This window comes from Dyadobacter chenhuakuii (genome assembly GCF_023821985.2).
GTDB classification, from domain to species: Bacteria; Bacteroidota; Bacteroidia; order Cytophagales; family Spirosomataceae; genus Dyadobacter; species Dyadobacter chenhuakuii.
Genome location: NZ_CP098805.1, coordinates 3,600,262 through 3,626,618 on the forward strand (window position 1 = coordinate 3,600,262; position 26,357 = coordinate 3,626,618).

A 26,357-nucleotide genomic window follows, 5' to 3' on the forward strand; every position below is an offset into this window, starting at 1 on the left:
AAATCAACTGTTACAAATAAAATTTCCTTGTTAAGATTTTCAACGTTCTGAAAATCTGCCTGATGAACTAGAATAATCTCTAATACATTTTACGCTTTACTCACAAAATTTCGCTTCGGAACAACAAATCTCAAATCGCCTGTTATCCCGGCACGATTTTTTACTACTTAACATGGATACAGATACAAACAATGCTTAACAAATGTGAAAATAAAAAAAATGCAAAAGCATTTACTTGATTCTCAATGATTTGTATCCGATCTCAATGCCGAATTTTTATTCAAATCGGTTAAATAATTGGCAAAAGCCAGCATTTTCAACTCACCAAAATAAGGAGCCATTATCTGAATTCCAATAGGCATCCCGTTTTCGTCCAGCCCGTTAGGGATCGCAACAGCCGGATTCCCAACCACATTTGCCTGCACTGTAAAAATATCAGCGAGATACATTTGTAACGGATCTTCGGTTTTTTCACCAATTGTAAAAGCGGTAGTTGGCGTTACCGGCGTGATCAGAAAATCAAACTGATCGAAGAACCGGTTCGTTTCCTCCTGCACCAATCTTCTAACGCGTTGCGCTTTGGTATAGTATGCGTCATAATAATTTGCGCTCAGAACAAAAGTACCCAATAGTATCCTTCTCCTCACCTCTTCACCAAAAGCTTCCGTGCGTGTCTTTTTATACAAGCTTTCCAGATCCGTCGCTTCCGCACTTCTGTGACCATAACGGACACCGTCGAAGCGGGATAAATTAGAACTGGCTTCGGCCGTTGTCAATATATAATAAGTAGGCAGCAGTGAATCGAGCAATGGAATTTCTACCGGCGTTACTTCGTGCCCTTCGGCGCGCAGACGGTTCAGCACTTCCAGCGTTTGCTGCCGGATTTCCAAAGAAATCGCCTCGCTTTCAACACTCTCCCGGATATAACCGACCCTGGCTTTGCCGGACCATTCCAGATTTTTGGAATATGCAGGCACTTCTTTGTTAGAAACCGTGCTGTCAAAATTATCCGGACCAGCCATGATTTCGATCAGCAACGCGGCGTCTTCAACACTTTTGGTAATGGGGCCGATGCAGTCGAAAGACGATGCATAGGCGATAAGACCATACCTGGAAATCCGGCCATAAGATGGCTTTACGCCCACAACACCGCAAAAAGCTGCGGGTTGCCTTACAGAACCGCCCGTATCACTTCCGAGAGACGCGTGGCAAAGGCCAGCTTGCACCGCCACCGCAGAACCGCCGGAAGAACCGCCCGGAACTTTGGTGTTATCCGCAGCATTTAAAACCGGCCCGAATGATGAATTTTCATTGGACGAACCCATTGCGAATTCATCGCAGTTTTGCCGGCCTATCACAATAGCGTCTTCATCCAGCAATCGCTGAACCGCCGTTGCAGTATAAGGAGCAATGTATGTATTGAGGATTTGACTGGCGGCTTGTAAACCGTGTCCTTTGTGCGAAAGCACATCTTTGAGTCCGATCACCATTCCGGCTAGCCTTCCGGCAGTTCCGCTGGCCAATTTTTCATCAACGGCAATGGCTGCTTTCCTGGCTTCATCCGCATAAACTTCAACGAATGCATTCAGGTGTTGATTAGCCTCTATATTCTGCAAATAATGACTCACTAACTCGACGCACGTCAAATTGCCTCCACGCAAATCTTCCTGAATCCCGGCCAGCGTCAGATACTCTTTCAATGTAATTTCTTTGTGGGGTTGTAAATAAAGAATCAGAGCCAATAAGTATACCTTAGAGGCTCTGTGTTATAACTTTCAATAAGATGGAAGCGTTATTTGGGGTCTTCCATGCTTTTTTCAATATTTTCCTTAACGTCTTTAGTAGCGTTCTTGAATTCATTGATACCCTGCCCCAAACCGCGCATCAACTCAGGAATTTTCTTCGCACCGAAGAATAGTAAAACGAACAAGGCAACCAAAAAGATCTCTTGTCCACCTAATCCCATAAATGCCAAAACGGTTACTGATTCCATGTCTGTTTCTTTTTTAATGTTTACAAAAATAAAAATTCTTTTCTACAGAAACTACTAAACGGTTCTGTTTTATCCTATGTTAATCGTTTTTTCACTCTTTTCCCACTGGCTGAATTTTGCAATATCACTGCCCAGTGTCTTGATCAGCCAAGCGATCAATGCGACGTCGTCTGCGATGCCAATTACGGGCAGAAAGTCAGGAATCAGGTCAATAGGTGATACAAAATAGATTAGCACCGCAACCACCGAAATTAGACTTTTCCATGGCAAGCCCTTATATTCTCCGGAAGCGTAAGCTCGCACCATCCTGATGAGGACTTGAACGCTGCCGGCCACTTCGGCCAGGCCGCCTTTGAACCCAACCTGATTCATTTTGCCCATTACATCCTTCGCAAGTTCAAACAGCCGCGCTGAATTGTGCACATAACGGCCAGCCTTTCCGGTTGCCCTCTTGAAAAAAATTGACTTTAATATTCTAGATATCATTGACTCGTTGCTCATCGTATACAGCAAGAAAAAGTGGTTAATAATGCCGATATAACTATTAAGATACGTAAAAAATTGCATTTCGGATCGAGCCCCGGACTTTTCCGGCAAAAAATTACATTCCGCTTGGTTTAAACAAATTATGTGTCCTACTTTTAGGAGAAAATTTAAAAAGCATTAATTTCTATACAATTAACCATATTTCTTTATGAAGATTACTGTTGTGGGAGCAGGCGCCGTTGGTGCAACTACTGCCGATAATATTATTCGTCGTGAGTTGGCTGAGGAGGTCGTTCTACTGGATATAAAAGAAGGCGTAAGCGAAGGAAAATCACTGGATATGTACCAGACAGCAGCTTTGCTGGGCTTCAATACCAAACCCGTAGGATCAACCAACGACTATGAAAAAACCAAGGGTTCTGATGTCGTTGTAATCACTTCCGGCCTGCCGCGCAAGCCTGGTATGACACGTGAAGAGCTGATCGGAATCAATGCAGGAATCGTAAAAGGAGTTACTGAAAATATTCTAAAATATTCGCCTGATGCCATCATCATCGTTGTTTCCAACCCTATGGATACAATGACTTACCTGGCACTGAAAGAATCGGGCATAGCAAAAGAAAAACTGATCGGAATGGGCGGTGCTCTGGATAGCGCACGTTTCAAAACGTATCTGGCATTAGCCATGAACGTTTCTCCGCTGGATATCCACGGAATGGTGATCGGTGGTCACGGCGATACCACAATGATCCCGCTGACAAGGCTGGCGACTTACAATGGTCTTCCGGTAAGCAATTTCCTTTCTACTGACGAACTGGAAAAAGTGGCAGCTGACACGATGGTAGGCGGCGCAACATTGACCAAGCTGATCGGAACTTCGGCATGGTACGCGCCGGGTGCAGCAACATTGCTTTTGGTTGAAAGCATCGTGCGCGACCAAAAACGCATTGTTCCATGCAGCGTTTACCTGGAAGGCGAATATGGCCAGAATGATATCTGTATGGGCGTGCCTGTTGTTTTAGGTAGAAAAGGCTGGGAAAAGATCATCCCGCTCGAACTAACCGATTCAGAAAAAGCTGCTTTTGAAAAATCAGCAGAGGCAGTTAGATCCATGAACGGAGCATTAAATTTATAATGCCAAAAAATAAATAATATTTTTTGGCATTTCCGTCATCTTGAGATGACGGGTAATTTTTTTGGGGATGTCATCAATGCGGGGATTGGGTTTCTGCATTGATGACATTTTTTTATTTGAGACACATTAGATGGAGATCTGATATTGCAGCACGAATGTTCCTCTGCGCGTGCACGCAGCGAGCTCGTTGGCAACCGTGCTGGCTTGGTAAACCGGCCGGTTTTCGTAGTTGAGTGAGATTTTGCCGGTATGTCCTTTGATAAGCCAGTTTACACCAACATTATATACGTTCAAAGCATCCTGCAAACGTTCATAATCAGAATGTTGCAGGGAAGCATACGGCATTAATGTGCCCTGACTTCCCAGTAATCCATCCCTAAATTTATATCCTGCCTGCGCATACACGACGCTCCCTGTCCCAAACATCGGATAAGCATTGCCATGCGTAGCGCCCACGCCCGGAATGGCCTGTGTTGTGCCCGTTGCAGGGTTCATAATCCCATTGTAACGCAGGTAACCTTTGCCATAATCCGTATTAAAATAGCCCAGATATGCCGAAACCGCCGTTCCTTTATCTTTATTCAAAGGCATATCCATAAATGCGGCCACAGACCACAGCGTCATGTTATTGTAAACTGTATCCGCGTTTTCCCGGCGCCACGTCGCATTCTTTTGAGAAATAATACCCGCTTCAATGTTCAGAACTTTGCGCTTGCCGAGGTATGTCCCGGTCATATATCCCGGTGTGGTGTTGTCTTCTGTGTCAAATATGTTATAAATTAATAAACCCTGGAACTGCTTGTGGTTTTTACGTTGTGCAAAAACGGAATTCAAGCCCAGAGCTGGCGGAACGGCACCATTGGTTTCGATAGGAAACGGATCCGCCACATCTACGCGGTAATTCAACTTGCCGATCTGCCCTCGGCTGTAAACGCTAAGTTTCCTCGCAAACTGATCCGTTTGATCCACTGTTGCCTGCGCGAAAACAGGAACATCCATGGTCATGATGGTCCCGATGCTTGGCTGGGAAAAACGGGAAAGACCATTCACAACGGTCAGCCCGCCACCGAAACGGATGAAGTTGGTGCCCTTTCGCTGCACTTCATATTCTCCCAAAGCATCATGGAAGAAAGCGGCAATTTTCCGGTTGCTGGGTGTTCCTGCATTATTATAGGCCGGGAATGCGCTCACTTTATTAAAATTGTTCATTCCAAACTGCGTGTAGAAAAATATCCGGTCGGTAATCTGGCCGAAAAGCTGCACACGCGTCCGGCGCAGGCCAATGTCGAATGTGTTGGATTTGGGATCGCCTAAAACGGTGGTTCCGGGGTTGCTTTCGTCGAACCGGAGCCAGGTTTGGTTGGTGAAAGTGAATTTGACGTAATGTGAGCCGGAATCATTAAGATTGTAGCGGATATCGTTCCTTGTATTGTCGTCGGTTGGCTTTACTTGCGCCGTGGTTACGGACGCGCTGAGCAAGATGAGAGAGAGTACTTTTTTCATTAATTGACGTTATAGTTTCCAATAGCGAATAGCACGTTAAAAAGATGACACACTACCCTTTTTTATATTTAACTAAAAATCATAAGGCTGCATTGTGGACGGCTTTACTCCTTTTTTTTGCAATCATATTCGCCGCAAAGGCCCAGGAAACCCCGCCTCTGATCAACTATTCGTCGGCAATTTACAAGGCGCACAATCAGAATTGGGCCATTGACCAGACTTCCGATCAGATCATTTATGCGGCCAATTCGGATGGCCTTATGGAATACGATGGCGCTGCATGGAAGCTCTATCCGTTGCCCGACAGACAGATAGTGCGGACTGTGCTCTGCGATGAAACCGTTCCGAACATGCTTATGGGCAAAGTTTTCAAACAAAATAGTCCAAAAGAACAGCGGATCTATGTCGGTGGCTTTTCAGAGTTTGGTTATTGGAAAAAAGAATTCGATGGCCAGCTGAAATATCACTCTCTCAGCAAGAGCGCCAACTTCGCCAGCCTGAAAACAGAAGAGATCTGGCACATTACCAAAACGCCTACACACATTTACTTCCAATCCTTTTCAAGGATTTACCGGTACGATGGTCAGAACATTACGGAGTTGAGCACGCCGGGAAATTTCATGTTTTTAAGATTTGTACAAAACCGGCTGTTCCTACCAACAATAGGTAAAGGGATTTATGAATTGAGAGGCAAGAAATTTGAAAAGCTGGCCGGTACGGAACCACTTTCGGCTGTGATCGTTTCAGCCATATTACCATTCTCGAATGGCCAGATCCTGATCACGACATTCAAACACGGCTTGTTTTTGTGGAAAGATGGCTTGCTTAGTCCCTGGAAAATTCCGCTTTCGGAAGAACTTAAAACAAACATTATCAACAGGGCAGTAATGCTCAGACAGGACAGCAGCCTTGTTTTCGGCACAATTCAATCGGGCGTTTATGTAATTGAGAAAAATGGCAAGCTGAAATATCATTTCAACAAAGATACCGGCCTTCAAAACAACACCGTTCTGGCATTGACGGAGGACCGCCGCAATCAACTTTGGATCGGTCTGGATCAGGGAATTGATATGCTCAAAATGTCGTCACCCGTCATTTCCTACCAGACCAATGATAATCCGCTCGGTTCAACGTATGCTGCTGCCATCTGGCGGGGAAAATTATATGTGGGCTCCAATAAGGGTGTTTTTGTAAAAAAATGGCTTTCTAACGAGCCTTTCCAGCCAGTTCCCGGCCTGGAAGGCCAGACCTGGAACCTGCAAGTTTTTGATGACCAGCTCCTTTGCGGGCATAACGATGCAACTTACCGCATTAATGAACAAGGCATTACTAAGCTTTCCAACATTACGGGCGGTTGGGTGATGCTGCCCATTCAATCCGGTCAGGAATCGCTTTTATTGCAAGGTTCTTACAATGGATTGCATGTTTACAAAAAGAACAGTAGCCAGCAATGGGCCTATGCATATCCCATTAAAGGCATCTCCCCGATTCCGGTCAGGCAGATCGTCCGGGACGAAAAAGGCGCTTTCTGGCTCGGACATGCATACAGAGGTTTATTTATGGCTAAACTTACGCCCGCGCTGGATTCCGCTTATCAGTGGAAAGAATTCAAGGCGCCTGCCGATTTGCCCGGTGAATTCGCAGTGGAGATCATGAAATGGAGAAAGCGCTTATATGTTCGTTCTGGCTCCGTTTTCCTGCAACCTGATGCGAACGACAAATTGCAGGTCTCCACTGATTTCGCGCAGCATAGTGAAGACGAAGCATTCAAGATCCGCACAGGCGTGAATGGTGATTGGTTCAAAGTGTTCATTAACCGGATCACATATTACGCTTCGGATAACCAGGTCCACAACCTGCCGCTGGCGCTGATCCGCAACAGTGAAACCATTATTCCAGTCTCTAAGGACTATTATTTCTTCTGTCTGGACAATGGCTATGCGCTTTATAACAGAACTTCCGGCGCAAAAAACGTTGAGCCGCCAGCTTCGCCCATCGTCAGAAAGGTTGCTAACCTCAGGAATTTGTCGCAATCATTCAGCATTTTGGGAAAGCCCGCGCTTCCTTCTAATGTGCGCTCGTTACGGATCAATTTTGCGTTGCCGGTGTATGGGCAGAGCACACAATATAAATACCGCCTTCGCGGACTGTCGGATCAATGGTCGGAATGGACAGACCAGAATTTTGTGGAGTTTACAAATCTCGAATCCACGAGATACACATTTGAAGTAAAAAGCAACCTGAATGATCGTGTTACAGCATATCAGTTCAGTGTTCAGCCTTACTGGCGCGAGACATTAATCGCCAAGATCGTTTTCATAGCATTAATAGGGCTCGTATTTGTAGGGCTGATCCTTTACCAGGAAGAACGCTTGCGCCGGCATCGGAACAGGCTTATGCGGGAGCAGGAAGAGAAACTCCGCCAGCAACAGCTTGCTAACGAAAGGCAAATCATGCAGATCCAGAATGAGAAATTGCAGAGCGACATTCAAGGTAAAAGCCAGCAGCTCAGCAACATTGCCATTAATGTTGTACGGAAAAATGAAATTCTGGAAGAAATACGGGATGAATTAAAGCAAGTTAAAGCCGAAATGGGCCAGCAGCTCCCGAACATTCATTATCAGAAACTATTGAATAGCATTGAGCGAAATGTAGCCGGAAAGGACGACTGGATGCTTTTCGAACAAAATTTCGACGAAGTCCATGAACAATTCTTTAAGCGCCTACGTCAAATCGCTCCCACAATTTCCCCCTCTGAGCTCCGGCTGGCGGCGTGCCTTCGCATGAATCTTTCGACCAAAGAGATGGCGCCTGTTCTGGGAATTTCAATCCGGGGTGTGGAAATAAAGCGCTACCGGCTACGCAAAAAATTGGGATTAGGTACGGATGGCAATCTCGTTCAGTTCATGATGGATATCTAGCCACATTGTACTAATCCTTCACAAACCCAATTTACCGGCACAAATCCTTGCATTATTCTCATTGATGTAGTGGTGATGTAGTGCTTTATTTGATTACTGGTTGTCTTGGAACTTAAATTTGAAGACAATTAAATCTTATAATAATTCAATCGACCAAATTATAACCTAAATGAAAACTATTGTACGATTACTGTACATGATGGTTTTCCTGTCCGTCAGCCTCATCAGCTATGGTCAGGAAATTAGTGTGTCAGGAAAAGTCACGTCAAGTTCTGACGGCTCCATTCTTCCCGGGGCCAGTGTTCTCATCAAAGGAACAACCACAGGAGTGCCGACCGATGCCGAGGGGAATTACGCTATTTCAGTTCCATCTGCTCAATCGGTCCTGGTCTTTTCAATGATCGGTATGACGGCGCAGGAAGTTACGGTTGGCACACAAACGACCATTAATGTGGCATTGGTAGAAGATGCAAAGGCACTGGGTGAAGTTGTTGTGATCGGATATGGTACAGCCAGTAAAAGGGACCTGACCGGATCCATTGTAACGATCAAAGGCGCTGAAATCGCCGATAAGCCTTCTGCTAACCCAATCACTTCACTGCAAGGAAAAGTAGCCGGTTTGTCCGTTGTGAATTCAGGCCGCCCCGGCGAAGAACCGGATGTGCGGATCAGGGGAACGAACTCTATTAATGGTGTAAAGCCTGTTTACATCGTGGACGGGATTTTGAATGATAACATTAACTTTATTAACCCTGCTGATATCGAGTCCATTGAGGTTCTAAAAGACCCGTCATCACTGGCTATTTTCGGGGTAAGGGGCGCTAACGGTGCCATTGCTGTAACCACGAAAAAAGCTAAGGCGGGGCAATTGAATGTTAATTTCAACTCATCCGTAGGCTTCAAGCAAGTTGCCGACCGCATTAGCATGACCAATGCGGCCCAATTCAAAGAGCTTTATAATGAACAGCTTGCAAATCAGGGTAGCGCGCCATACAACTACACAAACTGGACGGGCGACACCGATTGGCAGGATCAGATCTTCCAGAGCGGCTTTTTGAACTACAATAACATCAGCATATCCGGCGCCACAGAGAAGAACCGCTTCTATATGGGCATCGGAACGGTGCAGGAAGAAGGAAATATCAAGCACGAAAAATACGGAAAACTGACTCTGAACATTAACGACGAACTTCAAGTCAACAAAAACCTGAAATTCGGGCTAACGTTCAGCGGCTACCGCGCTACGCCATTTGGCGATAAAAAGAAGAATGTAGGCGGCGCGATCCTGGCTGCACCAATTGCACCGGTGTTCAATGACCAATATGGCCTCTATCACACATTGCCTGATTTTCAGCGTGCACAGGTGAATAATCCGCTTGTAGATGTTGAATTGCAGAAACGCACGGAGATTTTAAGAGAATATCGCGCAGTCGGAAGCATTTATGGAGAACTTACTTTCCTGAAAGATTTCACATTCAGGGCTTCTTTATATGCGGATTATGGCTTCAACACCATTCGCAACTACCAGCCGCTGGTAAACACATATAATCCCGAGATCGTAGGTGAGGACAAAACGGATGCCGTTGTCAGACAGACCGTTGTGAACCAAAAGCAAAACATTTTCCCAAAACTCCAACAAGACTATCTGCTAACCTACAAAAAGGCATTCGGCGACCACGACCTGACTGTTTTGGGTGGTATAACGACTTATTACCGAAGCTTTGAAGAAACGGCCTCCACAGTAAGACAAGGAAGCAGCTTTGCCATTCCGAATGATCCGCGTTTCTGGTATACAGATAATGTGGGTGATGCAGCAACCAGGACTGGTTCCGGTTCTGCCTGGGAATCAGCTACATTATCCTATTTGGGACGTATCCTTTATAACTACAAATCAAAATATCTGGTTAACGCCTCTTACCGGAGGGACGGAAGTTCCGCTTTTCTCGGCAAAGGCAGATGGCAGGATTTCGGCGCAGTTGGTTTAGGATGGGTTGTTAGTGAGGAGGATTTTTTCAAAAACCAAAGTGTTTTCGATTACTTGAAAGTGAAAGGTTCTTACGGGATTTTGGGTAATCAGAATATCGATGACAAGTATCGCTATCCCGCCTACCCTACGCTTACGGCGGCCAATTCGGGTGTTTTTGGAGAAAATATCGTTGCCGGGCTTCAAAACGAATACATTGCCGATCCGAACCTGCACTGGGAAAAAGTGCTTGCCTACGAAGGCGGCGTCGAGTTTAATATGCTGAAAAATCGCTTGACGGTTGAAGCAAATTATTACAACAAACTTACAAAAGACATTCTGGTTCTTGTGCCCGGAATCGCAGGCACAATTCCCGGTTTGAGCAACCTCGGCGAGGTTAGAAACCATGGATTTGAATTTGCTGCAACCTGGAACCAGGATGTAACAGACGACTTCTCCTACTCTATCAGTGGTAACCTAACTACCATTAATAACAAGGTACAGAAGCTTTCGACCAAAGGCTATGACATCATCAACGGTGCATCACGGACGACGGAAGGCTTCCCGATCGGTTATTTCTGGGGTTACGTGCATGACGGAATTTACCAGTCAGAGGCTGAATTCATCAAATCTCCTGTCAGTACAATCGGAGAAGTTTCACCCGGCGACATTAAATACAAGGATGTTAATGGTGACGGATCTATCACAGAAGCGGACCGGACATTGATCGGGAACCCAACGCCTGACTTCACCTATGGCGCTTCCGTTTCTGCGAAATACAAAGGCTTTGATGTGGGTATTGATTTGAATGGTGTTTATGGAAATGAAATTTTCCGTCAGTGGAACCGTGGCACATTCGCACAATTCAATTACCAAACCGAAAGAATGGACCGCTGGAACGGGCCGGGCACTTCAAACTGGGAGCCTGTTTTGAACACGTCACGTGCCAATAACTATCTTCCTTCGTCATACTGGATCGAAGACGGCAGTTTCTTCCGCATCAGAAATGTACAGCTTGGTTACAATTTCACGTCTCAGACATTGAAAAGTCTCCGTCTGAAATCACTGCGCTTGTATGTGAATGCGCAAAACTTAAAAACGTTCACGAACAGCACTGGATTTACGCCCGAAATTGGCGGTAACACTACTGCTTTTGGTGTGGACAACGGAACCTATCCTGTGCCTGTCATTTACACATTCGGCATCAACCTGAATTTCTAAAAATCTTATCTCATTGAAATATGAAAAGTGAATTCATAAATAAAATCTCTATCCTGACGGTTTTCGGCCTGCTGGTTCTGTCCGGTTGCAGCGACTTCCTGGATCGCGAGCCTTTGGGACGATATGTCGAAAAAGACATTCCCGCAGGATCATTTGACAGCCAGGTTTTTGGTGTGTATGCCAAAATGCGTGCCTTCGGCGTTTCCTCTATGCCTTATCTTGCCATCCATAATTTCCGGTCAGATGACGCCGACAAAGGCAGCTCGACAACGGATGGCGTTGCACAGGAAAGTTTCTATGACAATTTCCAATATACACAAGACGAATGGCTTCTAAACAGCTATTGGTCAGACCACTATGCGTTGATCATTGCAGCAAACGCAGTTATTTCCGACATTGATTCGGTAGGTGCGCAAGATGCGGGAACAATGGTTAATAAGGCAGAAGCGAAATTCATGCGCGCATATGCCTACTTCAATCTGGCAAGAACCTACGGCGATGTTCCAAAAATTGACTTCAAAGTCCGGGAATCATCAGAAGCGAATATCCCGAAGTCCCCGGTAAACGAAATCTTCGCGCTCATTGATGCTGATCTGACAGAAGCCTCTGCATTGCTGCCGGTGACGTGGGAATCTAAATACATTGGAAGACTTACCAGCGGTGCGGCGCATGCATTGCATGCCAAGACTCACCTTTGGCGAAAAAACTGGCCGGCTGCGCTGGCAGCTGCCAAACAGGTCATCACATCCGGCAAATATTCGTTGGTGAGTGATTATGCCAGCAATTTCAGGGAAACCGGAGAGAATAATTCGGAGTCGGTTTTTGAGCTGCAGGCATTTTATTCCATTACACAAACTTCGTTAGGAATAGATAATGCAATGCACCAGGGCGTGAGAGGTTCAGGAGCTTGGGATTTGGGCTGGGGCTGGAATACGCCGAACAAGTCACTAGCCGATGCATTTGAAAAAGGTGACCCAAGAAAAGACGCCACCCTGCTTTATTCAGGTCAGGTGAATACCCCTTATAATGAGAGTGTGCCACCTGCTACAACAAGCATTCCGAGAGCCTACTGGAACAAGAAAGTATACACCAATCCAGCAACGAGAGAAGCGACCGCAAGCCGCTTTGGACAATGGATGAATGTACGCGTTATCCGTTATGCCGACGTGTTACTGATGGCTGCCGAAGCTGCAAACGAAGTGGGTGGCGAGCAAAACATCACGGATGCACTGGCTTGGCTGGAAATGGTTCGCGGCCGGGCTCGTGGAACGAATACAGCGATTTTACCAAAAGTTGTTACTAGAAATCAGGCGCAGCTTAGAACAGCGATCCGCCAGGAAAGACGCGTGGAGCTGGGGATGGAAAATGAGCGGTTCTTTGACATTGTTCGCTGGGGAATTGCGGAAGACGTCTTGCATGCTGCCGGAAAAAATCTTTACCAAAACCGCCATCGCTACCTGCCGATCCCACGTCCTGAAATTGACAAATCGGGTGGCGTGCTTGTGCAAAATCCTGAGTATTGATAGTCGAGCCCTTATTTTTTGATCAACATTAAACGCATTGAAATGAAAAATATAACATCCCGGCTATGGATACTTGGTTTAGCCGTTTCAATTTTTTCCTGCCAAAATTTTGAAAGGCCGGAGCTGGTCTTGATTTCCGATGACGACCCGTCATTGAATGGTCCCTTACAGCGTCTGTGGGCTTTTGAAGGCGTTGCTACGGATAGCATCTGGGGCAGCCGGGGCGTCGCCAACGGGGTTTCCTATGTAGAGGGAATCAGCGGGAAAGCTTATCAGGGTTCTCCCACCGGGCAAATTGAATATTCATCTGCCGGCAAGCTGGCAACCATGGAAAGCTTTACCATTGCTTTTTGGATGAACACGGCCAAACATGACGGTGGCGCGCAAAGTGTCTTTATGCTGCCGAATACGGAAGACTTTTGGGGTAACACCTTCATGCTTATTGAAGGGAATACTTCCAAAAGCGACTCGATGCTGGTAAAATTCAACTTTGCAGGAAACTGGATCACATTTGATCAAACGAAAAATGCAAACGGCCTGAACAAATGGCCAAATGCTTATGGCAAATGGAAGCACGTTGCGTACACTTATGATGGAACGACCTCGAAATTCGCTGCTTATGTGGATGGGAAGAAATTACCGCTCGCTGAGTCTGTTACCAACATTGTGAAGGACAAAGCGCCTTTGGGACCATTGAAAATGACCAATGCTTCAAAATTTGTTATCGGCGGATTTCAGCAACACATTGGCATAAAAGCACCTGCGGATGCGTGGATGCTGCATTATACCGGAAAGCTTGATCAGTTCAGGGTTTACACCAAAGCCCTGAACGACGCTGAGATCACGGAAATCTACAATAAGAAAATGTAATGTCGCCGGGAGTGAAGTCGACGACTTCACTCCCGTTTGTTTTCTCAACCGATGCTATTATGACCAAAGGCTTTTTGAAGCACGGATTTTTATTGCTTATACTTTTTGTATCCGGTTGCGATAAAAAGAATTCGTCCGGATCGGTAACCGCACCCGAATCAGTAGATTCGACCGATAAATTTCCGATAATATCTGACGATGAGCTCCTTACCCTTGTCCAGAAGCAAACATTCAAGTATTTCTGGGATTTTGGACATCCGGTCAGCGGACTTGCCCGCGAGCGGAATTCTTCGGGCGATGTGGTCACTTCGGGCGGAAGCGGCTTTGGCATAATGACCATTCCGATCGCAATTGAGCGGCAGTTTATCACGCGGGAGCAAGGATTGGAAAGAATGCAGAAAATCGTGACATTCCTGAAAGACAACTCACAGAAATTCCATGGCGCGTTTTCACATTGGCTCAATGGCGCAACGGGCGTTGCTGTACCTTTCAGTCAAAAAGACAATGGGGCTGATCTGGTTGAAACTTCTTTCCTGATTCAGGGCTTGCTGACGGCGCGACAGTATTTTTCCGCCTCAACGCCTGCTGAAACGGCTTTGAGGAAAGACATTAACACAATTTGGGAAGGGGTTGAGTGGGATTGGTTCAGGAAAGGCAGCGAAAATGTGCTTTACTGGCATTGGAGCCCGGATTATCAGTGGGAAATGAACCATCAGATCAAAGGATGGAATGAATGCCTGATTACATATGCGCTCGCCGCCTCGTCGCCGACACATCCAATCCCTAAAATAGTTTATGACAAAGGCTGGACCAATGACGGCAGTTTTGTGAATGGAAGCTCGTATTACGGACTTACACTTCCGCTTGGAGAGCCATCCGGCGGGCCGCTTTTCTTCTCGCATTATTCTTTTCTGGGATTGAACCCAACGGAGCTCACAGATCAATACACCAACTATTTTACCCAGAATAAGGCGCACGCCCTGATCAATTATAATTACTGTAAAGCAGATCCAAATGATTACGGATACAGTGACCGATGCTGGGGATTAACCGCCTGCGACATTCCAAACGGCTACAATGCCAATTCCCCAACCAATGACAAAAGTGTTATAGCGCCCACAGCCGCACTTTCCTCGTTCCCCTATACGCCCGACGAGTCCATGCAGGCTTTGAAATATTTTTATTACAAACTGGGCGATCAGCTTTGGGGTGACTATGGATTTTATGATTCATTTTCAATAAAAGAGCAATGGTTAGCCGATTCCTATCTTGCTATCGATCAGGGGCCGATCATTATCATGATTGAAAACCATCGGAGTGGCCTTCCGTGGAAGCTTTTTATGAGCGCGCCGGAAATTAAGTCCGGGATGAAAAAATTGGGGTTTAGCAGTCCAAACCTCAATTAGTAAATTATTTAATCAACGAAATCATGAAGATATCCCATTATTACCTTACCTGCATGTGCCTTCTCCTCTTGCTTACAATAGACGGTTTTGGCCAAAAGAAAAAAAATAATGTTACCAAACCTGCGGTTTTCAATCCGGCAGACAGACCTAAAAACTTGTCCGACACCGCATTACTTGAATTAGTACAAAAACAAACATTTCGCTATTTCTGGGAATTCGGGCACCCGGTCAGCGGCATGTCACGCGAACGGAGCAACATTGCCTTCGATTATGGGGATGAAGTGGTAACGACCGGCGGAACCGGATTTGGCATTATGGCCATGATCGTTGCAGCGGAAAGAGGATGGCAGCCACGAGATTCCATTTCGGCCAGACTTGTGAAAATGATGAAATTTTTAGCCAAAGCCGATCATTACCACGGCATTTTCCCGCACTGGCTCAATGGTGCAACGGGCAAAATAGTGCCGTTTGGCCGTAAGGATGACGGTGGCGATTTGGTGGAAAGCTCCTTCCTTTTCCAGGGAATGTTAGCCGCCAGGCAATATTTTGACCGGGATAACGATGTGGAAAGAGATCTCCGGAACCGCATTCAGTGGATATGGAATGAGGCAGAGTGGGATTGGTATACAAGAGGAAATCCCAACCAACTTTACTGGCATTGGAGCCCAAACAATGGCTGGGCCATGAATTTCGAGCTTAGGGGTTATAACGAGACATTGATCACATATGTGATGGCTGTCTCTTCGCCCCGTTACCCAATTACTGCGCAGGTTTACAATAAATGCTGGGCACAAAGCGATCATTTTAAAAATGGAAAGGAATACTATGGCGTGAAACTTCCGCTGGGTTTTGATTATGGCGGGCCGCTTTTCTTTGCACATTATTCATTCCTGGGCCTTGATCCAAGGAAATTAAAAGACCAGTATGCCGATTACTGGGAGCAGAATGTGAACCACTCGCTGATTAATTACAAACATTGCGTTGCCAATCCAGGCAAGTTCAGAGGTTACGGGGAAAACAGCTGGGGACTGACTGCGAGTGACACCTACAACGGCTATAATGCACATTCTCCGACCAACGATTTTGGCACCATTACACCGACCGCAGCGCTTTCTTCATTTCCTTACACGCCGGAACAATCAATGAAAGCATTGCGTCATTTCTATGACGATTTGGGTGATAAAATTTGGAGCGAATATGGGTTTACGGATGCATTCAATGAGAGTCAGAACTGGTATGCCAAATCACATCTGGCTATTGACCAGGGACCAATCATTGTGATGATCGAAAATTACAGGACAGGCTTGCTCTGGAAATTGTTTATGAAAGATCCCGATGTTCAAAACGGGCTCAAAAAACTGGGTTTTGAAAGTCCTGCATTAGATATAAGCAGCAAAAATTAACCCCTTATTTACTAAAATTGACAGAAAGACCGGCCCTATGCTGGTCTTTCTGTTTTATAAAATATGTTTGTACCTTGATGCATATTTCCGACCAGGCATTTGTTCAGAAAATATCCCTTACCCACATCAAAAGCGAATAAAATGAGCTCAAAATTAAGAACCCCGATATTTCTGATTGCCTTAATCCTCCTTATCCTCCCTGCATATGCACAGATATGGAAGGTTTCCGAGCCCGAGAATCTTCCCGAAAAGAGGCACGAAAATGCAATGGCAACGGCGAATGGAAAACTCTATCTTTTGGGTGGCCGCGGCGTGAAGCCCGTTGACGAATATGACTTCAAAAAAGATTCCTGGTCACATTTGAAGGAGACACCGCTGGAAATGAGCCATTTTCAAGCTGTTACTTATAAGAATGAAATTTACGTTTTGGGCGCATTTACAGGCGGTTATCCACACGAAACGCCAATTCCTAACATTTACATCTTTAATCCCATCAAAAATGAATGGCGAAAAGGCGCTGCCATTCCGGAAAATCGTTTGCGCGGCGCCGCGGGGGCCTTTGTTTTAAATGATAAAATCTATCTCGTTTGCGGAATTCAGGATGGACATTGGGACGGACAGGTCACCTGGTTTGACGAATTCGACCCGGCTACAAACACCTGGAAAACACTCCCCGATGCGCCCCGACCAAGAGATCATGTACAAGTGGCTGTTTATGAAAATAAATTATATGTTGCCGGCGGGCGCTTATCAACCGCTCGTATCAACCAGGTTTTGAACACGGTGATCAAGGAAGTGGATGTATATGATTTCAAAACGGGCAAATGGTCGACATTGGATGAGTCTAATAATTTGCCAACATTAAGAGCAGGCAACACGACGGTGGTTTACGGAAACAAAATCCTGATTATCGGCGGAGAAAGTGACGCGCATGTGGAGGCGCATAAGGAGGTTGAAGCTTTCAATACACAAACCCAAAAATGGGAAAAACTGCCATCCTTGCACCAGGGACGCCATGGAACGCAGGCTGTTTCGTTGAATAAGAAAATATTTATTGCGGCTGGATCAGCTAACAGGGGCGGCGGTCCGGAACTGAACGACATGGAAGTTCTGGACAAATAACATTGCAATTAAACTCGATAAGAAAACATTTTTTAGATGCGGAAAATACTGGCTTGCTTCTTCCTGCTGGCTGCTAACATCAGTTGGGCCCAGAACACAAAATTCACCCACGCCGACACGTTAAGAGGCTCGATAACACCTGAAAGGGTTTGGTGGGACTTGACTTATTACCATTTAAGTGTGCGCCCCAACGCCCAGGACAGCACATTAACAGGCTCAACAAAAGTAGTCTACAAGGTTCTCAAACCGTATCAAACGCTGCAAATCGACTTGCAGGAACCGCTACAAATTACCAAGGTCACGCAGGATGGCGAGTCGCTCACTTACAAGCGGGATGGAGACGCTTTCTTTATTGCATTGACTAAAAAGCAGGAAGCAGGAAAAACGGAATCGATTGAAGTGTTTTATTCAGGTAAGCCAAGATTAGCAAAACGCCCGCCGTGGGACGGAGGCGTGCAATGGGTGCCGGACGGAAAAGGAAACACCATCATTTCGACTTCCTGCCAGGGTCTGGGATCCAGCGTCTGGTGGCCTTGCAAAGACCACATGTATGACGAGCCCGACAGCATGCTCATCAGCATCACGGTCCCCAAAAACATGATGGACGTTTCAAATGGAAACCTGAGGTCGGTTATAGAGAACAATGATGATTCGCATACATTCAACTGGGCGGTCCAAAATCCGATCAACAATTATGGTGTAAATATGAATGTGGCCAATTATGTGAGCTGGAAAGAAACATTCAAAGGTGAAAAAGGAGATTTGGCACTGAGTTATTATGTGCTGCCTCAAAATCTGGAAAAAGCGAAGGAGCAATTTAAGCAAGCGCCTAAGATGTTGAAGGCTTTTGAACATTGGTTTGGGCCCTATCCATTTTATGAGGATGGTTACAAACTGGTTGAAGTGCCGTATCTCGGTATGGAACACCAGAGTTCCGTAACCTATGGCAATGGTTATAAGATGGGTTATCTGGGTAAAGATCTGTCCAACTCGGGCTGGGGCTTGAAATGGGATTTTATTATCATTCATGAAAGCGGCCATGAATGGTTTGCCAACAACATTACTTATAAGGATGTGGCCGATATGTGGGTCCATGAAAGTTTCACAAACTATTCTGAAAACCTTTACACGGAATTCTATTTCGGGAAAGAAGCCGGTGCCGATTATGTTATTGGAACCCGTGCTTTAATTGCTAATGACAGTCCCATTATTGGCACCTATGGAGTGAATAAGGAAGGGTCAAGGGATATGTATTACAAAGGTGGCAACATGTTGCACACGATCCGGCAGGTTGTGAATGATGATGAGAAATGGCGTCAGATCCTCCGGGGTTTGAATAAAACATTTTATCATCAGACTGTCGACGGGTCACAAATTGAGGCTTATGTAAGTGATCATGCGGGTAGGAACATTAGCAAGATTTTCGATCAGTATCTGCGTGATACGCGGATCCCGGTTTTTGAATATTCATTTGGAAATAAAGGGCTTCAATATCGCTGGGCCAATGTTGTAGAAGGCTTTGATATGCCAGTTAAAGTAAAAATGGGCGGAAAGGACGAGTTGCTTTATCCGACCGGCAGCTGGCAAAGCCTTAAAACGAAGGGCATCAAGACGCTTATCGTCGACAAGAATTTTTATATAGAGTCAAAAGAAACGAAGCCGGCATCAATGTAGATCCCAGCATTCCATAATCAAAAGGTCTCCCTTTTTGGCCGAAACCCTGACCATTCCATCCACCTCAGCCTCGTTGCTGTTTCCGGTGCGATGGCCCAAAGTCAGGGTTTCGTTATGTAAATTGTATTTCAATCCGCTAGTTTCAATGCCTTCGACTGCACCGACCGGAATCAACGAAATGGGTGTTCCGGCAACATACCATTTTTCAAATGTGCCGGACAGCGGAAAAATCTTCGAATAATCATCAAACATGACTAACCTGATCTGGTCTTTGTAGCGGACCATATTAGTAATGTTAGTGATGGCATGATCTGCCCGGCGACCAGTTGCCCAAACAATGTTAGCAGCCGGGAAACCTCTGCCAATCAGAAAATCAATGGCCTTTTCTAAATCTGTCTTCTCCTGATCGGGTGTACTGATGATCTCAATCGGGTGTTGTCTTGCGGAGATTGCATCAAAGTCATGCTGCTGATCGAAGTCACCCATCCACACATCGACTTTAATCCCCAAATCAAGGACCCGGTAAATGGCATGATCCAAAACAACAATGAATGGGCTCCATTCGAGCAATTGGCCCAACAGTTCGGGAGAACAGGCTTCCCCGTTAGCAATAATTAAAGCAGGCTCCTGCTTCTCCCTAACAATATGGTGAGATGACATTAATTACAATTTATTCTTAACAAGGGTTAACGAGAAACGTGAGTAAATTAAATCTTGATCGCCTTAGCTTCGTTCCAATATACATCCATTTCTTCCAATGTCATATCAGATAGTGACTTGCCTTTTGCACGGGCTGCCTCTTCCAGATATTGAAAACGCCTGATAAACTTCTTATTCGTGCGTTCCAGGGCTGTTTCGGGATTAATGTCGACGAATCTGGAATAGTTAACCAAAGAAAACAAAAGATCCCCAAACTCTCCTTCCGCTTCTTTCTGATCTATAACCTCGCCATTTTCAATGTTGAAATTTTCTTTGAATTCCTGCAACTCCTCCTGAACCTTATCCCAAACCTGCTGCTTTTCATCCCAGTCAAAACCAACACCTCTTGCTTTTTCCTGAATTCGCATGGCCTTAACCAATGCTGGCAAAGAAGCAGGCACACCTCCCAAAACAGACTTGTTGCCTTCTTTTAATTTCAACTTTTCCCAGTTTTGCTTCACAGCCTCCTCATCCTCCGCTACGAAATCTCCATAAATATGTGGATGCCGCGAGATCAGCTTGTCAGCGATGCCATCCAGGACATCCTTAATGTCGAACCGAATTCCCTCGTCTCTCTTTTCAGAACCGATTTTGGCATAAAAAACTATGTGCAGCAAAACATCCCCCAGCTCCTTTTTGATTTCCGGTAAATCATTCTCCAAAATCGCATCGGACAACTCGTAGGTTTCTTCGATAGTCAAATGGCGTAATGTGTCCATGGTTTGTTTCCGGTCCCATGGGCATTGTTCACGCAGCTCGTCCATAATGGTCAACAGCCGGTCGAAGGCCATTAATTGCCCCTGGCGGCGCGCAGGCAGATCATTAAATTGCTTTTCCATAACACAAAGATATGTTGCCTGAACGTCACTCGGCGGACGGGGTTGGAATTTTAAAACCGGTCTGGATCATGTTGCTCGTGCATTTGGCGACGATCCGGCCATCTTCCTTGAAAATCTTGCCCTCTACATGGATAATATTTTTTCCCTTGCGCACCACCGTCGACTTTGCTGTAAGCACGTCACCCGGGAAAGCCGGATTCAGGAAATCGCAATTCAGATTCACGGAAGTAAATGCAAATTCACCTCCCAGCGCATACACCATTGTGCCAACGATATCATCCAGAATAGTAGACGCGATTCCGCCATGCAGGGTGCGCATTGGGTTACACATATCCTCGCGGACTTCGTACTCGATTTCCAGGGAGCCCTCCGAAGCATCGATCAGTTTTCCGTTCAGCCACTTTGCAACAGGCGAAAAGTTGCCGGCCATGTGTTTTCCTTTCCACTGAAGTAATAGATCAATCCGACTTTCCGGCAGTAAGTCGGAAGGATTAGCTTGTGAATCCATTTAAATTTATAAGTTGACAGTTTGCAATGAAATATTTTAAAAATAGTAATTATCATAGAAAGATACATGGAAAAGACTCAATGATGTGGATTTTATTGCGACGTATCAAAGGTAATTGCTACCTTTGCCGAAGTTTTTGCCAGAGATAAAAGCATACCCATATATGAATTTTACGTTATCGCAAGTTCCTGCCCGTTCTGAAAAGCCCAGGAAAAAAGGGATCACCATGGTAATGGATAAAGGACTGAGTGTCAGGGAAACAGAAGACATGCTATCCATTGCATCCCCCTATATTGATATCGTAAAACTAGGTTGGGCGACCTCTTTCGTAAGCCCGAATCTCAACGAAAAACTGGCGGTCTATAAAAACGCAAACATTCCGGTCTACTTCGGCGGGACGCTTTTTGAGGCTTTTGTGGTAAGAAACCAGTTTGACGATTACCGGAAGCTGCTCGACAAGTATGACCTCAAATATGCAGAGGTTTCGGATGGTTCCATTGAAATGAACCAGGATGTAAAATGTGAGTTCATTCGCACGCTGGCCCAGCAGGTTACGGTCCTTTCTGAGGTGGGTTCAAAGGATGAGAATAAAATTATCCCTCCTTACAAATGGATCCAGCTGATCAAATCGGAATTGCAGGCGGGTGCGTGGAAAGTGATCGGAGAGGCGCGCGAGTCTGGTAATGTTGGTTTATTCCGTGCCAGTGGCGAAGTTCGCCAGGGTTTGGTAGAAGAGATCCTCACCGAGATTGCATTCGAAGATATGCTTTGGGAGGCGCCCCAAAAATCACAGCAGGTTTGGTTTGTGAAACTCCTGGGTGCCAATGTAAATTTAGGAAACATTGCTCCAAGCGAGCTAATTCCACTCGAAACAATCCGCCTTGGATTGCGTGGTGATACATTCAATCACTTTCTGAATGCAAAGACCAAACAGAAATGGAAAATTGATTCCAAGTAGTTTCTGCGCCTTTCAAAATATTTAGTCCACCAAAACATACCTATGGAATTTTTAACGCAATTCGTCGATTTCTTCCTGCATCTCGACAAGCATTTATTCAACATTGTTGAGGAATACGGAACATTAACTTACGTAATTCTTTTCCTCATTGTCTTCACAGAAACTGGCCTTGTAATTATGCCATTGCTGCCAGGTGATTCACTTTTATTTGCTGCGGGCGCCATTGCTGCCAACGAAGGAACCGGCCTGAATGTCTGGCTGATCATTATCATTCTCATCGTTGCGGCCCTTTTAGGAGACAATCTCAATTATTTCGTGGGGAAAAAATTTGGGGGAGAAATCAAGAAGCGGGAACGCATTCTATTCCTGAAAAGGGAATATCTTGAAAAAACCGAAGCATTCTATGAAAAACATGGCGGAAGCACGGTGATCATGGCGCGTTTCATTCCGATCGTTCGTACAGTAGCACCTTTCGTGGCTGGTGCGGGAAGCATGAATTATTCAAAATACATCGTTTACTGCGTAATTGGAGCGATTCTTTGGGTTCCTTCACTTACATTGCTGGGCTATTTCTTCGGCAATATGGAGATCGTTAAAAAGAACTTTGAACTGGTTATCTTCGGAATTATCGGATTCTCAATCCTCCCAATGATATATCAATATCTGAAAAGCAGATTTGCAAAACCGAATGTAGCGTAACTAGCTTTCTTTTTTTTTGAGATACAATAAACATAAAAACGCCTCGTAACATTTTGTCACGAGGCGTTTTCATGTTATGTCAATCTTACTAAATGCTTACGATTTTGAAGAATAATTCGGTGCTTCTTTCTGGATCATCACATCGTGCGGATGGCTTTCTCTCACGCCGGCTGATGTGATTTTTACGAATTGTGCTTTTTGCAATGATGCAATGTCACCCGCTCCGCAGTAACCCATTCCCGCTTTCAAGCCTCCAACCATTTGATATACAATCTCGGAAACCTTGCCTTTGAAAGGAACGCGACCCACAATGCCTTCCGGAACCAGTTTTTTCACATCATCCTCAGCATCCTGGAAATAACGGTCTTTCGATCCGTCTTCCATGGCTTCCACTGATCCCATTCCGCGATATGCTTTAAATTTCCGTCCCTCGTAAATCACGATTTCGCCCGGTGCTTCGTCGCTTCCTGCAAGCATGGAACCGATCATAATGGTGCTTGCGCCGCCAGCCAATGCTTTAGTCATATCGCCGGAGAAACGAATTCCGCCATCCGCGATAACGGGAACATCCGTGTCTTTCAATGCCTCAGCTGCCCACATAACCGCCGTAAGCTGCGGAACGCCGATTCCGGCAATGATACGGGTTGTGCAAATACTGCCAGGTCCAACGCCTACTTTCACCGCGTCTGCACCAGCGTCTGCAAGTGCCTTGGCAGCTGCGCCTGTGGCCACATTACCAGCAATTACATCCAGTTTAGGGAATTGTGCTTTCACAGATTTCAGTGCTTCGATTACGCCCAATGAATGTCCGTGAGCCGTGTCGAGGCTGATCACATCCACACCGGCTTTAACCAATGCTTCGACGCGTTTCAGCAAATCGGCCGTAACACCAACCGCAGCGCCTACGCGCAAACGACCATATTCGTCTTTACAGGCATTCGGGTGCGATTTACGTTTCAGGATATCCTTATAAGTGATTAATCCCGTCAGTCTGTACTCTGAATCTACGATCGGCAGTTTTTCAATTTTGTATTCCTGAAGGATTTTTTCGGCGTCGTCCAGTGACAGGCCATCCGAAGCGGTGATGAGCTTGTCTTTGGTCATAATGTCCGTCACAGGCTTGTTCATTTCTCTTTCGAAACGCAAGTCCCTGTTTGTCAGGATGCCGATAAGCTTATGGTCTTTGTCGATAACGGGGATCCCGCCGATCTTGAACTCACGCATGATCTGGTGCGCGTCACCTAATGTCGCTGTGTCGGAAAGGGTGATCGGGTCGAGGATCATGCCGCTCTCGGAGCGCTTCACTTTCCTAACCTGCTCAGCCTGAGCTTCGAGAGACATATTTTTGTGAATAATCCCGATCCCTCCTTCTTGCGCCATGGCAATCGCCAGGTCGAATTCGGTAACGGTATCCATTGCAGCGGAAACAAGCGGAATGTTCAGCTCAATGTTACGGGTTAGCTTGGTTTTTGTTGTTGTGTTGCGAGGCAGAATTTCTGAATAACCAGGTATTAGAAGAACGTCGTCGTACGTTAGCGCCTCGAAGAGGACTTTGGATGGGTCTGTGCTCATAGCAAATAAACTATTGTTATTTGCCGGGCAAAATTAAGAATAAGTTTGATGCCGAGCAAACATTTTGTCAAATGCCAAATATTAATTTTTTAAGAATCCAAAATCCCCTTTTGCCCCAGGCGCCTTCCATTCCGGGAAACACCAATCTCACCATGTGAATAAAACGATCTGCGAAATGCGTATTTTTAAAAATTATTAAAAATATGATAAAATGGTTTAGGGATAATTGCAGGTTGCTTGACTATAACTTTGCAGCCACAAATCCAGGCCACATTAAAGGTTCAGATGAAGCCAACATTTACCGATGAACAACTGGTCGTTCAGCTTTCCGAAAGCAATAAACGCGCTTTTGAGGAGATCTATGACCGTTATTGGTATAAGTTGTACTGCATTTCATTTCACCAGACCGGATCAAAAGAAGAGGCAGAAGAACTGGTGCACGATTTGTTTGAAAGCCTTTGGAAGAGAAGGTTAGAGAGTAAAATCACGCATCTGAGCTCCTATCTGGTCATTGCACTGAAATACTTGGTCGTTAATCACATCAAATCGCAGATTACCTGGCGGAAATACCAGGAATATGTGCTTCTGAACAAGATGCACGAGATTTCGACGACGGAGGAGAACATTGAATTCAATGATCTTTCCGAAGCCATTGATAAGGCCATGAAAAAATTGCCGGAGAAGACAAGCCGTGTGTTTCAGCTTAGCCGCTTTGAAAATCAGTCGGTTAAGAACATTGCCAAAGAACTCCACATTTCTGAAAAAGCTGTGGAATATCACATTACCAAGTCCCTGAAAGTCCTTAAAGACAATCTTTGGATTTATCAGACAGATAATTGAGACCTTACCCCTTAAAAATGAATCAATACGATTTCCAGAAAACCCTGAAAAAATATCTTGCCGGGCAGCAAACCCAGGAAGAAGAGGATTTCATTCTGGAACATTTAAAAAATAACCCTTTGAACGAAACACCCGTTTTCGAGGACGAAAAGGCGGTTATAGGTAAGCGAATTAAGAAAAAACTGGTTGCTAACACGATCGCTGAGCCCATTGTTGTCCGTTTAAGGCCTTATCTGGCTGCTGCGGCTTCGGTGCTGGTTGTGATCGGGTTCTGGTTTTTTTTTACAAATAAAAATACGCCTGAAACCACTGCTGCACTGGATTTCTTACCTGATGACAGCGTTATTGAAATTAAAAATACATCAGGCAAATCCCAAAATGTGCCGTTGGAAGATGGCAGCATTGTGATTTTGCAAAAGAACAGCAGCATTAGTTACCCCGAACATTTCGGCAAGAAAAACAGGCTTGTTTACTTACACGGCGAAGCTTTTTTTCAAATAAAACGAAATCCTGCAAAGCCATTTATCGTCTCGACGGGCACATTGGTTACAAAAGTGCTGGGAACCAGTTTTACGGTTAAATCCTATGACGAATCTGCGTCTGTGGAAGTACAGGTGAAGACGGGCCGCGTGTCCGTTTATGAAGGAACGGCTAAGAATGTTGTTAATCGTAACGGTGTGATCCTGACGCCAAATCAGCGCATTGTTTTTGATAAAAAATCGAAGAAAATAGAGTTGTCCATCATTGAAAACCCGATGCTGGTCGTTCCGGTCAGCGAAACCGAACATGGCTTCACGTTCTCCGAAGTCCCTGTGAAAAATGTATTCTCAGCCCTCGAAAAATCTTACGGAATTGATATCGTGCTCGAAAACGATTCAACCGATTCCTGCCTTTTTACAGGCGATTTGAATGGGTTAACGCTGTTCCAGCAGCTGGATCTGATCTGCCAGTCGGCCAACATTACTTACGAAAGACGCGGAACGGCCCTGTTTGTCCAGGGTGCGGGATGCGACATTTAGTAA

At 45.4% G+C, this 26,357-nt stretch carries 21 protein-coding genes; 13 read left to right on the forward strand and 8 right to left on the reverse strand.

What is annotated here, in order from left to right:
- Positions 1 to 242: 242 nt before the first annotated feature.
- The 3 genes from gatA to NFI80_RS14860 all read right to left on the reverse strand — a co-directional run bounded on the left by gatA (position 243) and on the right by NFI80_RS14860 (position 2,479).
- A complete protein-coding gene (gatA, locus tag NFI80_RS14850; protein ID WP_235166438.1) occupies positions 243 to 1,700 on the reverse strand; it encodes an Asp-tRNA(Asn)/Glu-tRNA(Gln) amidotransferase subunit GatA in 1,458 nt (485 codons plus the stop codon).
- 92 nt (positions 1,701 to 1,792) lie between these two features.
- Positions 1,793 to 1,993 carry a Sec-independent protein translocase subunit TatA/TatB gene (locus tag NFI80_RS14855; RefSeq protein ID WP_026631334.1) on the reverse strand — a complete coding sequence of 67 codons (201 nt, stop codon included), beginning with the start codon at positions 1,991 to 1,993 and terminating at the stop codon, positions 1,793 to 1,795.
- Between the two features lie 69 nt (positions 1,994 to 2,062).
- Positions 2,063 to 2,479 (reverse strand): YkvA family protein, encoded by a 417-nt coding sequence (locus NFI80_RS14860; protein ID WP_235166437.1) that lies wholly within the window; start codon positions 2,477 to 2,479, stop codon positions 2,063 to 2,065.
- A gap of 208 nt (positions 2,480 to 2,687) precedes the next feature.
- Here NFI80_RS14860 and mdh point away from each other — a divergent pair, with 208 nt between their 5' ends.
- The gene (gene mdh / locus NFI80_RS14865) at positions 2,688 to 3,614 is read left to right on the forward strand and encodes a malate dehydrogenase (RefSeq protein WP_233795233.1); all 927 of its coding nucleotides are present in this window, start codon (positions 2,688 to 2,690) and stop codon (positions 3,612 to 3,614) included.
- A gap of 126 nt (positions 3,615 to 3,740) precedes the next feature.
- On the opposite strand, the gene NFI80_RS14870 is transcribed toward mdh, so the two are convergent.
- Positions 3,741 to 5,117, reverse strand: coding sequence for a hypothetical protein (locus tag NFI80_RS14870; protein ID WP_235166436.1), 1,377 nt, complete (start codon positions 5,115 to 5,117; stop codon positions 3,741 to 3,743).
- A gap of 44 nt (positions 5,118 to 5,161) precedes the next feature.
- On the opposite strand from NFI80_RS14870, the gene NFI80_RS14875 reads away from it, so the two are divergent.
- The 8 genes from NFI80_RS14875 to NFI80_RS14910 all read left to right on the forward strand — a co-directional run bounded on the left by NFI80_RS14875 (position 5,162) and on the right by NFI80_RS14910 (position 19,220).
- Positions 5,162 to 8,038, forward strand: coding sequence for a helix-turn-helix and ligand-binding sensor domain-containing protein (locus NFI80_RS14875; protein ID WP_235166435.1), 2,877 nt, complete (start codon positions 5,162 to 5,164; stop codon positions 8,036 to 8,038).
- Positions 8,039 to 8,207: 169 nt separating this feature from the next.
- A complete protein-coding gene (locus NFI80_RS14880) occupies positions 8,208 to 11,222 on the forward strand; it encodes a SusC/RagA family TonB-linked outer membrane protein (RefSeq protein WP_235157119.1) in 3,015 nt (1,004 codons plus the stop codon).
- A gap of 20 nt (positions 11,223 to 11,242) precedes the next feature.
- Positions 11,243 to 12,745, forward strand: a complete 1,503-nt coding sequence (locus NFI80_RS14885) for a RagB/SusD family nutrient uptake outer membrane protein (RefSeq protein ID WP_235166434.1) — start codon at positions 11,243 to 11,245, stop codon at positions 12,743 to 12,745.
- A gap of 42 nt (positions 12,746 to 12,787) precedes the next feature.
- A complete protein-coding gene (locus NFI80_RS14890; protein ID WP_235157115.1) occupies positions 12,788 to 13,615 on the forward strand; it encodes a LamG domain-containing protein in 828 nt (275 codons plus the stop codon).
- A gap of 59 nt (positions 13,616 to 13,674) precedes the next feature.
- Complete coding sequence (locus NFI80_RS14895) at positions 13,675 to 15,021, forward strand: glucoamylase family protein (RefSeq protein WP_310587929.1); 1,347 nt, start codon at positions 13,675 to 13,677, stop codon at positions 15,019 to 15,021.
- 23 nt (positions 15,022 to 15,044) lie between these two features.
- Positions 15,045 to 16,424 (forward strand): glucoamylase family protein, encoded by a 1,380-nt coding sequence (locus tag NFI80_RS14900; protein WP_235166433.1) that lies wholly within the window; start codon positions 15,045 to 15,047, stop codon positions 16,422 to 16,424.
- Between the two features lie 141 nt (positions 16,425 to 16,565).
- Positions 16,566 to 17,546: a Kelch repeat-containing protein gene (locus tag NFI80_RS14905; RefSeq protein ID WP_235157112.1), complete on the forward strand. Its 981-nt coding sequence runs from the start codon at positions 16,566 to 16,568 to the stop codon at positions 17,544 to 17,546.
- A gap of 36 nt (positions 17,547 to 17,582) precedes the next feature.
- A complete protein-coding gene (locus tag NFI80_RS14910) occupies positions 17,583 to 19,220 on the forward strand; it encodes a M1 family metallopeptidase (protein WP_235166432.1) in 1,638 nt (545 codons plus the stop codon).
- On the opposite strand, the gene NFI80_RS14915 is transcribed toward NFI80_RS14910, so the two are convergent.
- From NFI80_RS14915 to NFI80_RS14925, 3 genes are read right to left on the reverse strand one after another with little or no spacing between them, the layout of a single operon-like run.
- Positions 19,212 to 19,880 carry a thiamine diphosphokinase gene (locus tag NFI80_RS14915; protein ID WP_235166431.1) on the reverse strand — a complete coding sequence of 223 codons (669 nt, stop codon included), beginning with the start codon at positions 19,878 to 19,880 and terminating at the stop codon, positions 19,212 to 19,214. The genes NFI80_RS14910 and NFI80_RS14915 overlap by 9 nt on opposite strands.
- A 47-nt stretch (positions 19,881 to 19,927) precedes the next feature.
- Positions 19,928 to 20,758: a nucleoside triphosphate pyrophosphohydrolase gene (mazG, locus tag NFI80_RS14920; RefSeq protein ID WP_235166430.1), complete on the reverse strand. Its 831-nt coding sequence runs from the start codon at positions 20,756 to 20,758 to the stop codon at positions 19,928 to 19,930.
- A gap of 25 nt (positions 20,759 to 20,783) precedes the next feature.
- Entirely contained in the window at positions 20,784 to 21,266 is a 483-nt protein-coding gene (locus NFI80_RS14925; RefSeq protein ID WP_235166429.1) for a PaaI family thioesterase, read from the reverse strand.
- Positions 21,267 to 21,429: 163 nt separating this feature from the next.
- Here NFI80_RS14925 and NFI80_RS14930 point away from each other — a divergent pair, with 163 nt between their 5' ends.
- Both NFI80_RS14930 and NFI80_RS14935 read left to right on the forward strand, forming a co-directional pair.
- Positions 21,430 to 22,224: a phosphosulfolactate synthase gene (locus NFI80_RS14930; protein ID WP_026631322.1), complete on the forward strand. Its 795-nt coding sequence runs from the start codon at positions 21,430 to 21,432 to the stop codon at positions 22,222 to 22,224.
- A gap of 42 nt (positions 22,225 to 22,266) precedes the next feature.
- Positions 22,267 to 22,923, forward strand: coding sequence for a DedA family protein (locus NFI80_RS14935; protein WP_233795220.1), 657 nt, complete (start codon positions 22,267 to 22,269; stop codon positions 22,921 to 22,923).
- Positions 22,924 to 23,019: 96 nt separating this feature from the next.
- On the opposite strand, the gene guaB is transcribed toward NFI80_RS14935, so the two are convergent.
- On the reverse strand, positions 23,020 to 24,495 hold the full coding sequence (gene guaB, locus NFI80_RS14940; RefSeq protein ID WP_235166428.1) for an IMP dehydrogenase: 1,476 nt from the start codon (positions 24,493 to 24,495) through the stop codon (positions 23,020 to 23,022).
- A 249-nt stretch (positions 24,496 to 24,744) separates the two neighbouring features.
- Here guaB and NFI80_RS14945 point away from each other — a divergent pair, with 249 nt between their 5' ends.
- Together NFI80_RS14945 and NFI80_RS14950 are read left to right on the forward strand one after the other, a co-directional pair.
- Complete coding sequence (locus NFI80_RS14945; protein WP_252172066.1) at positions 24,745 to 25,335, forward strand: RNA polymerase sigma factor; 591 nt, start codon at positions 24,745 to 24,747, stop codon at positions 25,333 to 25,335.
- 17 nt (positions 25,336 to 25,352) lie between these two features.
- On the forward strand, positions 25,353 to 26,354 hold the full coding sequence (locus NFI80_RS14950) for a FecR family protein (protein ID WP_235166426.1): 1,002 nt from the start codon (positions 25,353 to 25,355) through the stop codon (positions 26,352 to 26,354).
- Positions 26,355 to 26,357 lie beyond the last annotated feature (3 nt).

What these genes read in the sequence shown, in the direction of transcription:
- NFI80_RS14855 (WP_026631334.1), bottom strand. Translation starts at nt 1,993, where the DNA reads ATGGAATCAGTAACCGTTTTGGCATTTATGGGATTAGGTGGACAAGAG.
- NFI80_RS14860 (WP_235166437.1), bottom strand. Translation starts at nt 2,479, where the DNA reads ATGATATCTAGAATATTAAAGTCAATTTTTTTCAAGAGGGCAACCGGA.
- mdh (WP_233795233.1), top strand. Translation starts at nt 2,688, where the DNA reads ATGAAGATTACTGTTGTGGGAGCAGGCGCCGTTGGTGCAACTACTGCC.
- NFI80_RS14870 (WP_235166436.1), bottom strand. Translation starts at nt 5,117, where the DNA reads ATGAAAAAAGTACTCTCTCTCATCTTGCTCAGCGCGTCCGTAACCACG.
- NFI80_RS14875 (WP_235166435.1), top strand. Translation starts at nt 5,162, where the DNA reads ATGACACACTACCCTTTTTTATATTTAACTAAAAATCATAAGGCTGCA.
- NFI80_RS14880 (WP_235157119.1), top strand. Translation starts at nt 8,208, where the DNA reads ATGAAAACTATTGTACGATTACTGTACATGATGGTTTTCCTGTCCGTC.
- NFI80_RS14885 (WP_235166434.1), top strand. Translation starts at nt 11,243, where the DNA reads ATGAAAAGTGAATTCATAAATAAAATCTCTATCCTGACGGTTTTCGGC.
- NFI80_RS14890 (WP_235157115.1), top strand. Translation starts at nt 12,788, where the DNA reads ATGAAAAATATAACATCCCGGCTATGGATACTTGGTTTAGCCGTTTCA.
- NFI80_RS14895 (WP_310587929.1), top strand. Translation starts at nt 13,675, where the DNA reads ATGACCAAAGGCTTTTTGAAGCACGGATTTTTATTGCTTATACTTTTT.
- NFI80_RS14900 (WP_235166433.1), top strand. Translation starts at nt 15,045, where the DNA reads ATGAAGATATCCCATTATTACCTTACCTGCATGTGCCTTCTCCTCTTG.
- NFI80_RS14905 (WP_235157112.1), top strand. Translation starts at nt 16,566, where the DNA reads ATGAGCTCAAAATTAAGAACCCCGATATTTCTGATTGCCTTAATCCTC.
- NFI80_RS14910 (WP_235166432.1), top strand. Translation starts at nt 17,583, where the DNA reads ATGCGGAAAATACTGGCTTGCTTCTTCCTGCTGGCTGCTAACATCAGT.
- NFI80_RS14915 (WP_235166431.1), bottom strand. Translation starts at nt 19,880, where the DNA reads ATGTCATCTCACCATATTGTTAGGGAGAAGCAGGAGCCTGCTTTAATT.
- mazG (WP_235166430.1), bottom strand. Translation starts at nt 20,758, where the DNA reads ATGGAAAAGCAATTTAATGATCTGCCTGCGCGCCGCCAGGGGCAATTA.
- NFI80_RS14925 (WP_235166429.1), bottom strand. Translation starts at nt 21,266, where the DNA reads ATGGATTCACAAGCTAATCCTTCCGACTTACTGCCGGAAAGTCGGATT.
- NFI80_RS14930 (WP_026631322.1), top strand. Translation starts at nt 21,430, where the DNA reads ATGAATTTTACGTTATCGCAAGTTCCTGCCCGTTCTGAAAAGCCCAGG.
- NFI80_RS14935 (WP_233795220.1), top strand. Translation starts at nt 22,267, where the DNA reads ATGGAATTTTTAACGCAATTCGTCGATTTCTTCCTGCATCTCGACAAG.
- guaB (WP_235166428.1), bottom strand. Translation starts at nt 24,495, where the DNA reads ATGAGCACAGACCCATCCAAAGTCCTCTTCGAGGCGCTAACGTACGAC.
- NFI80_RS14950 (WP_235166426.1), top strand. Translation starts at nt 25,353, where the DNA reads ATGAATCAATACGATTTCCAGAAAACCCTGAAAAAATATCTTGCCGGG.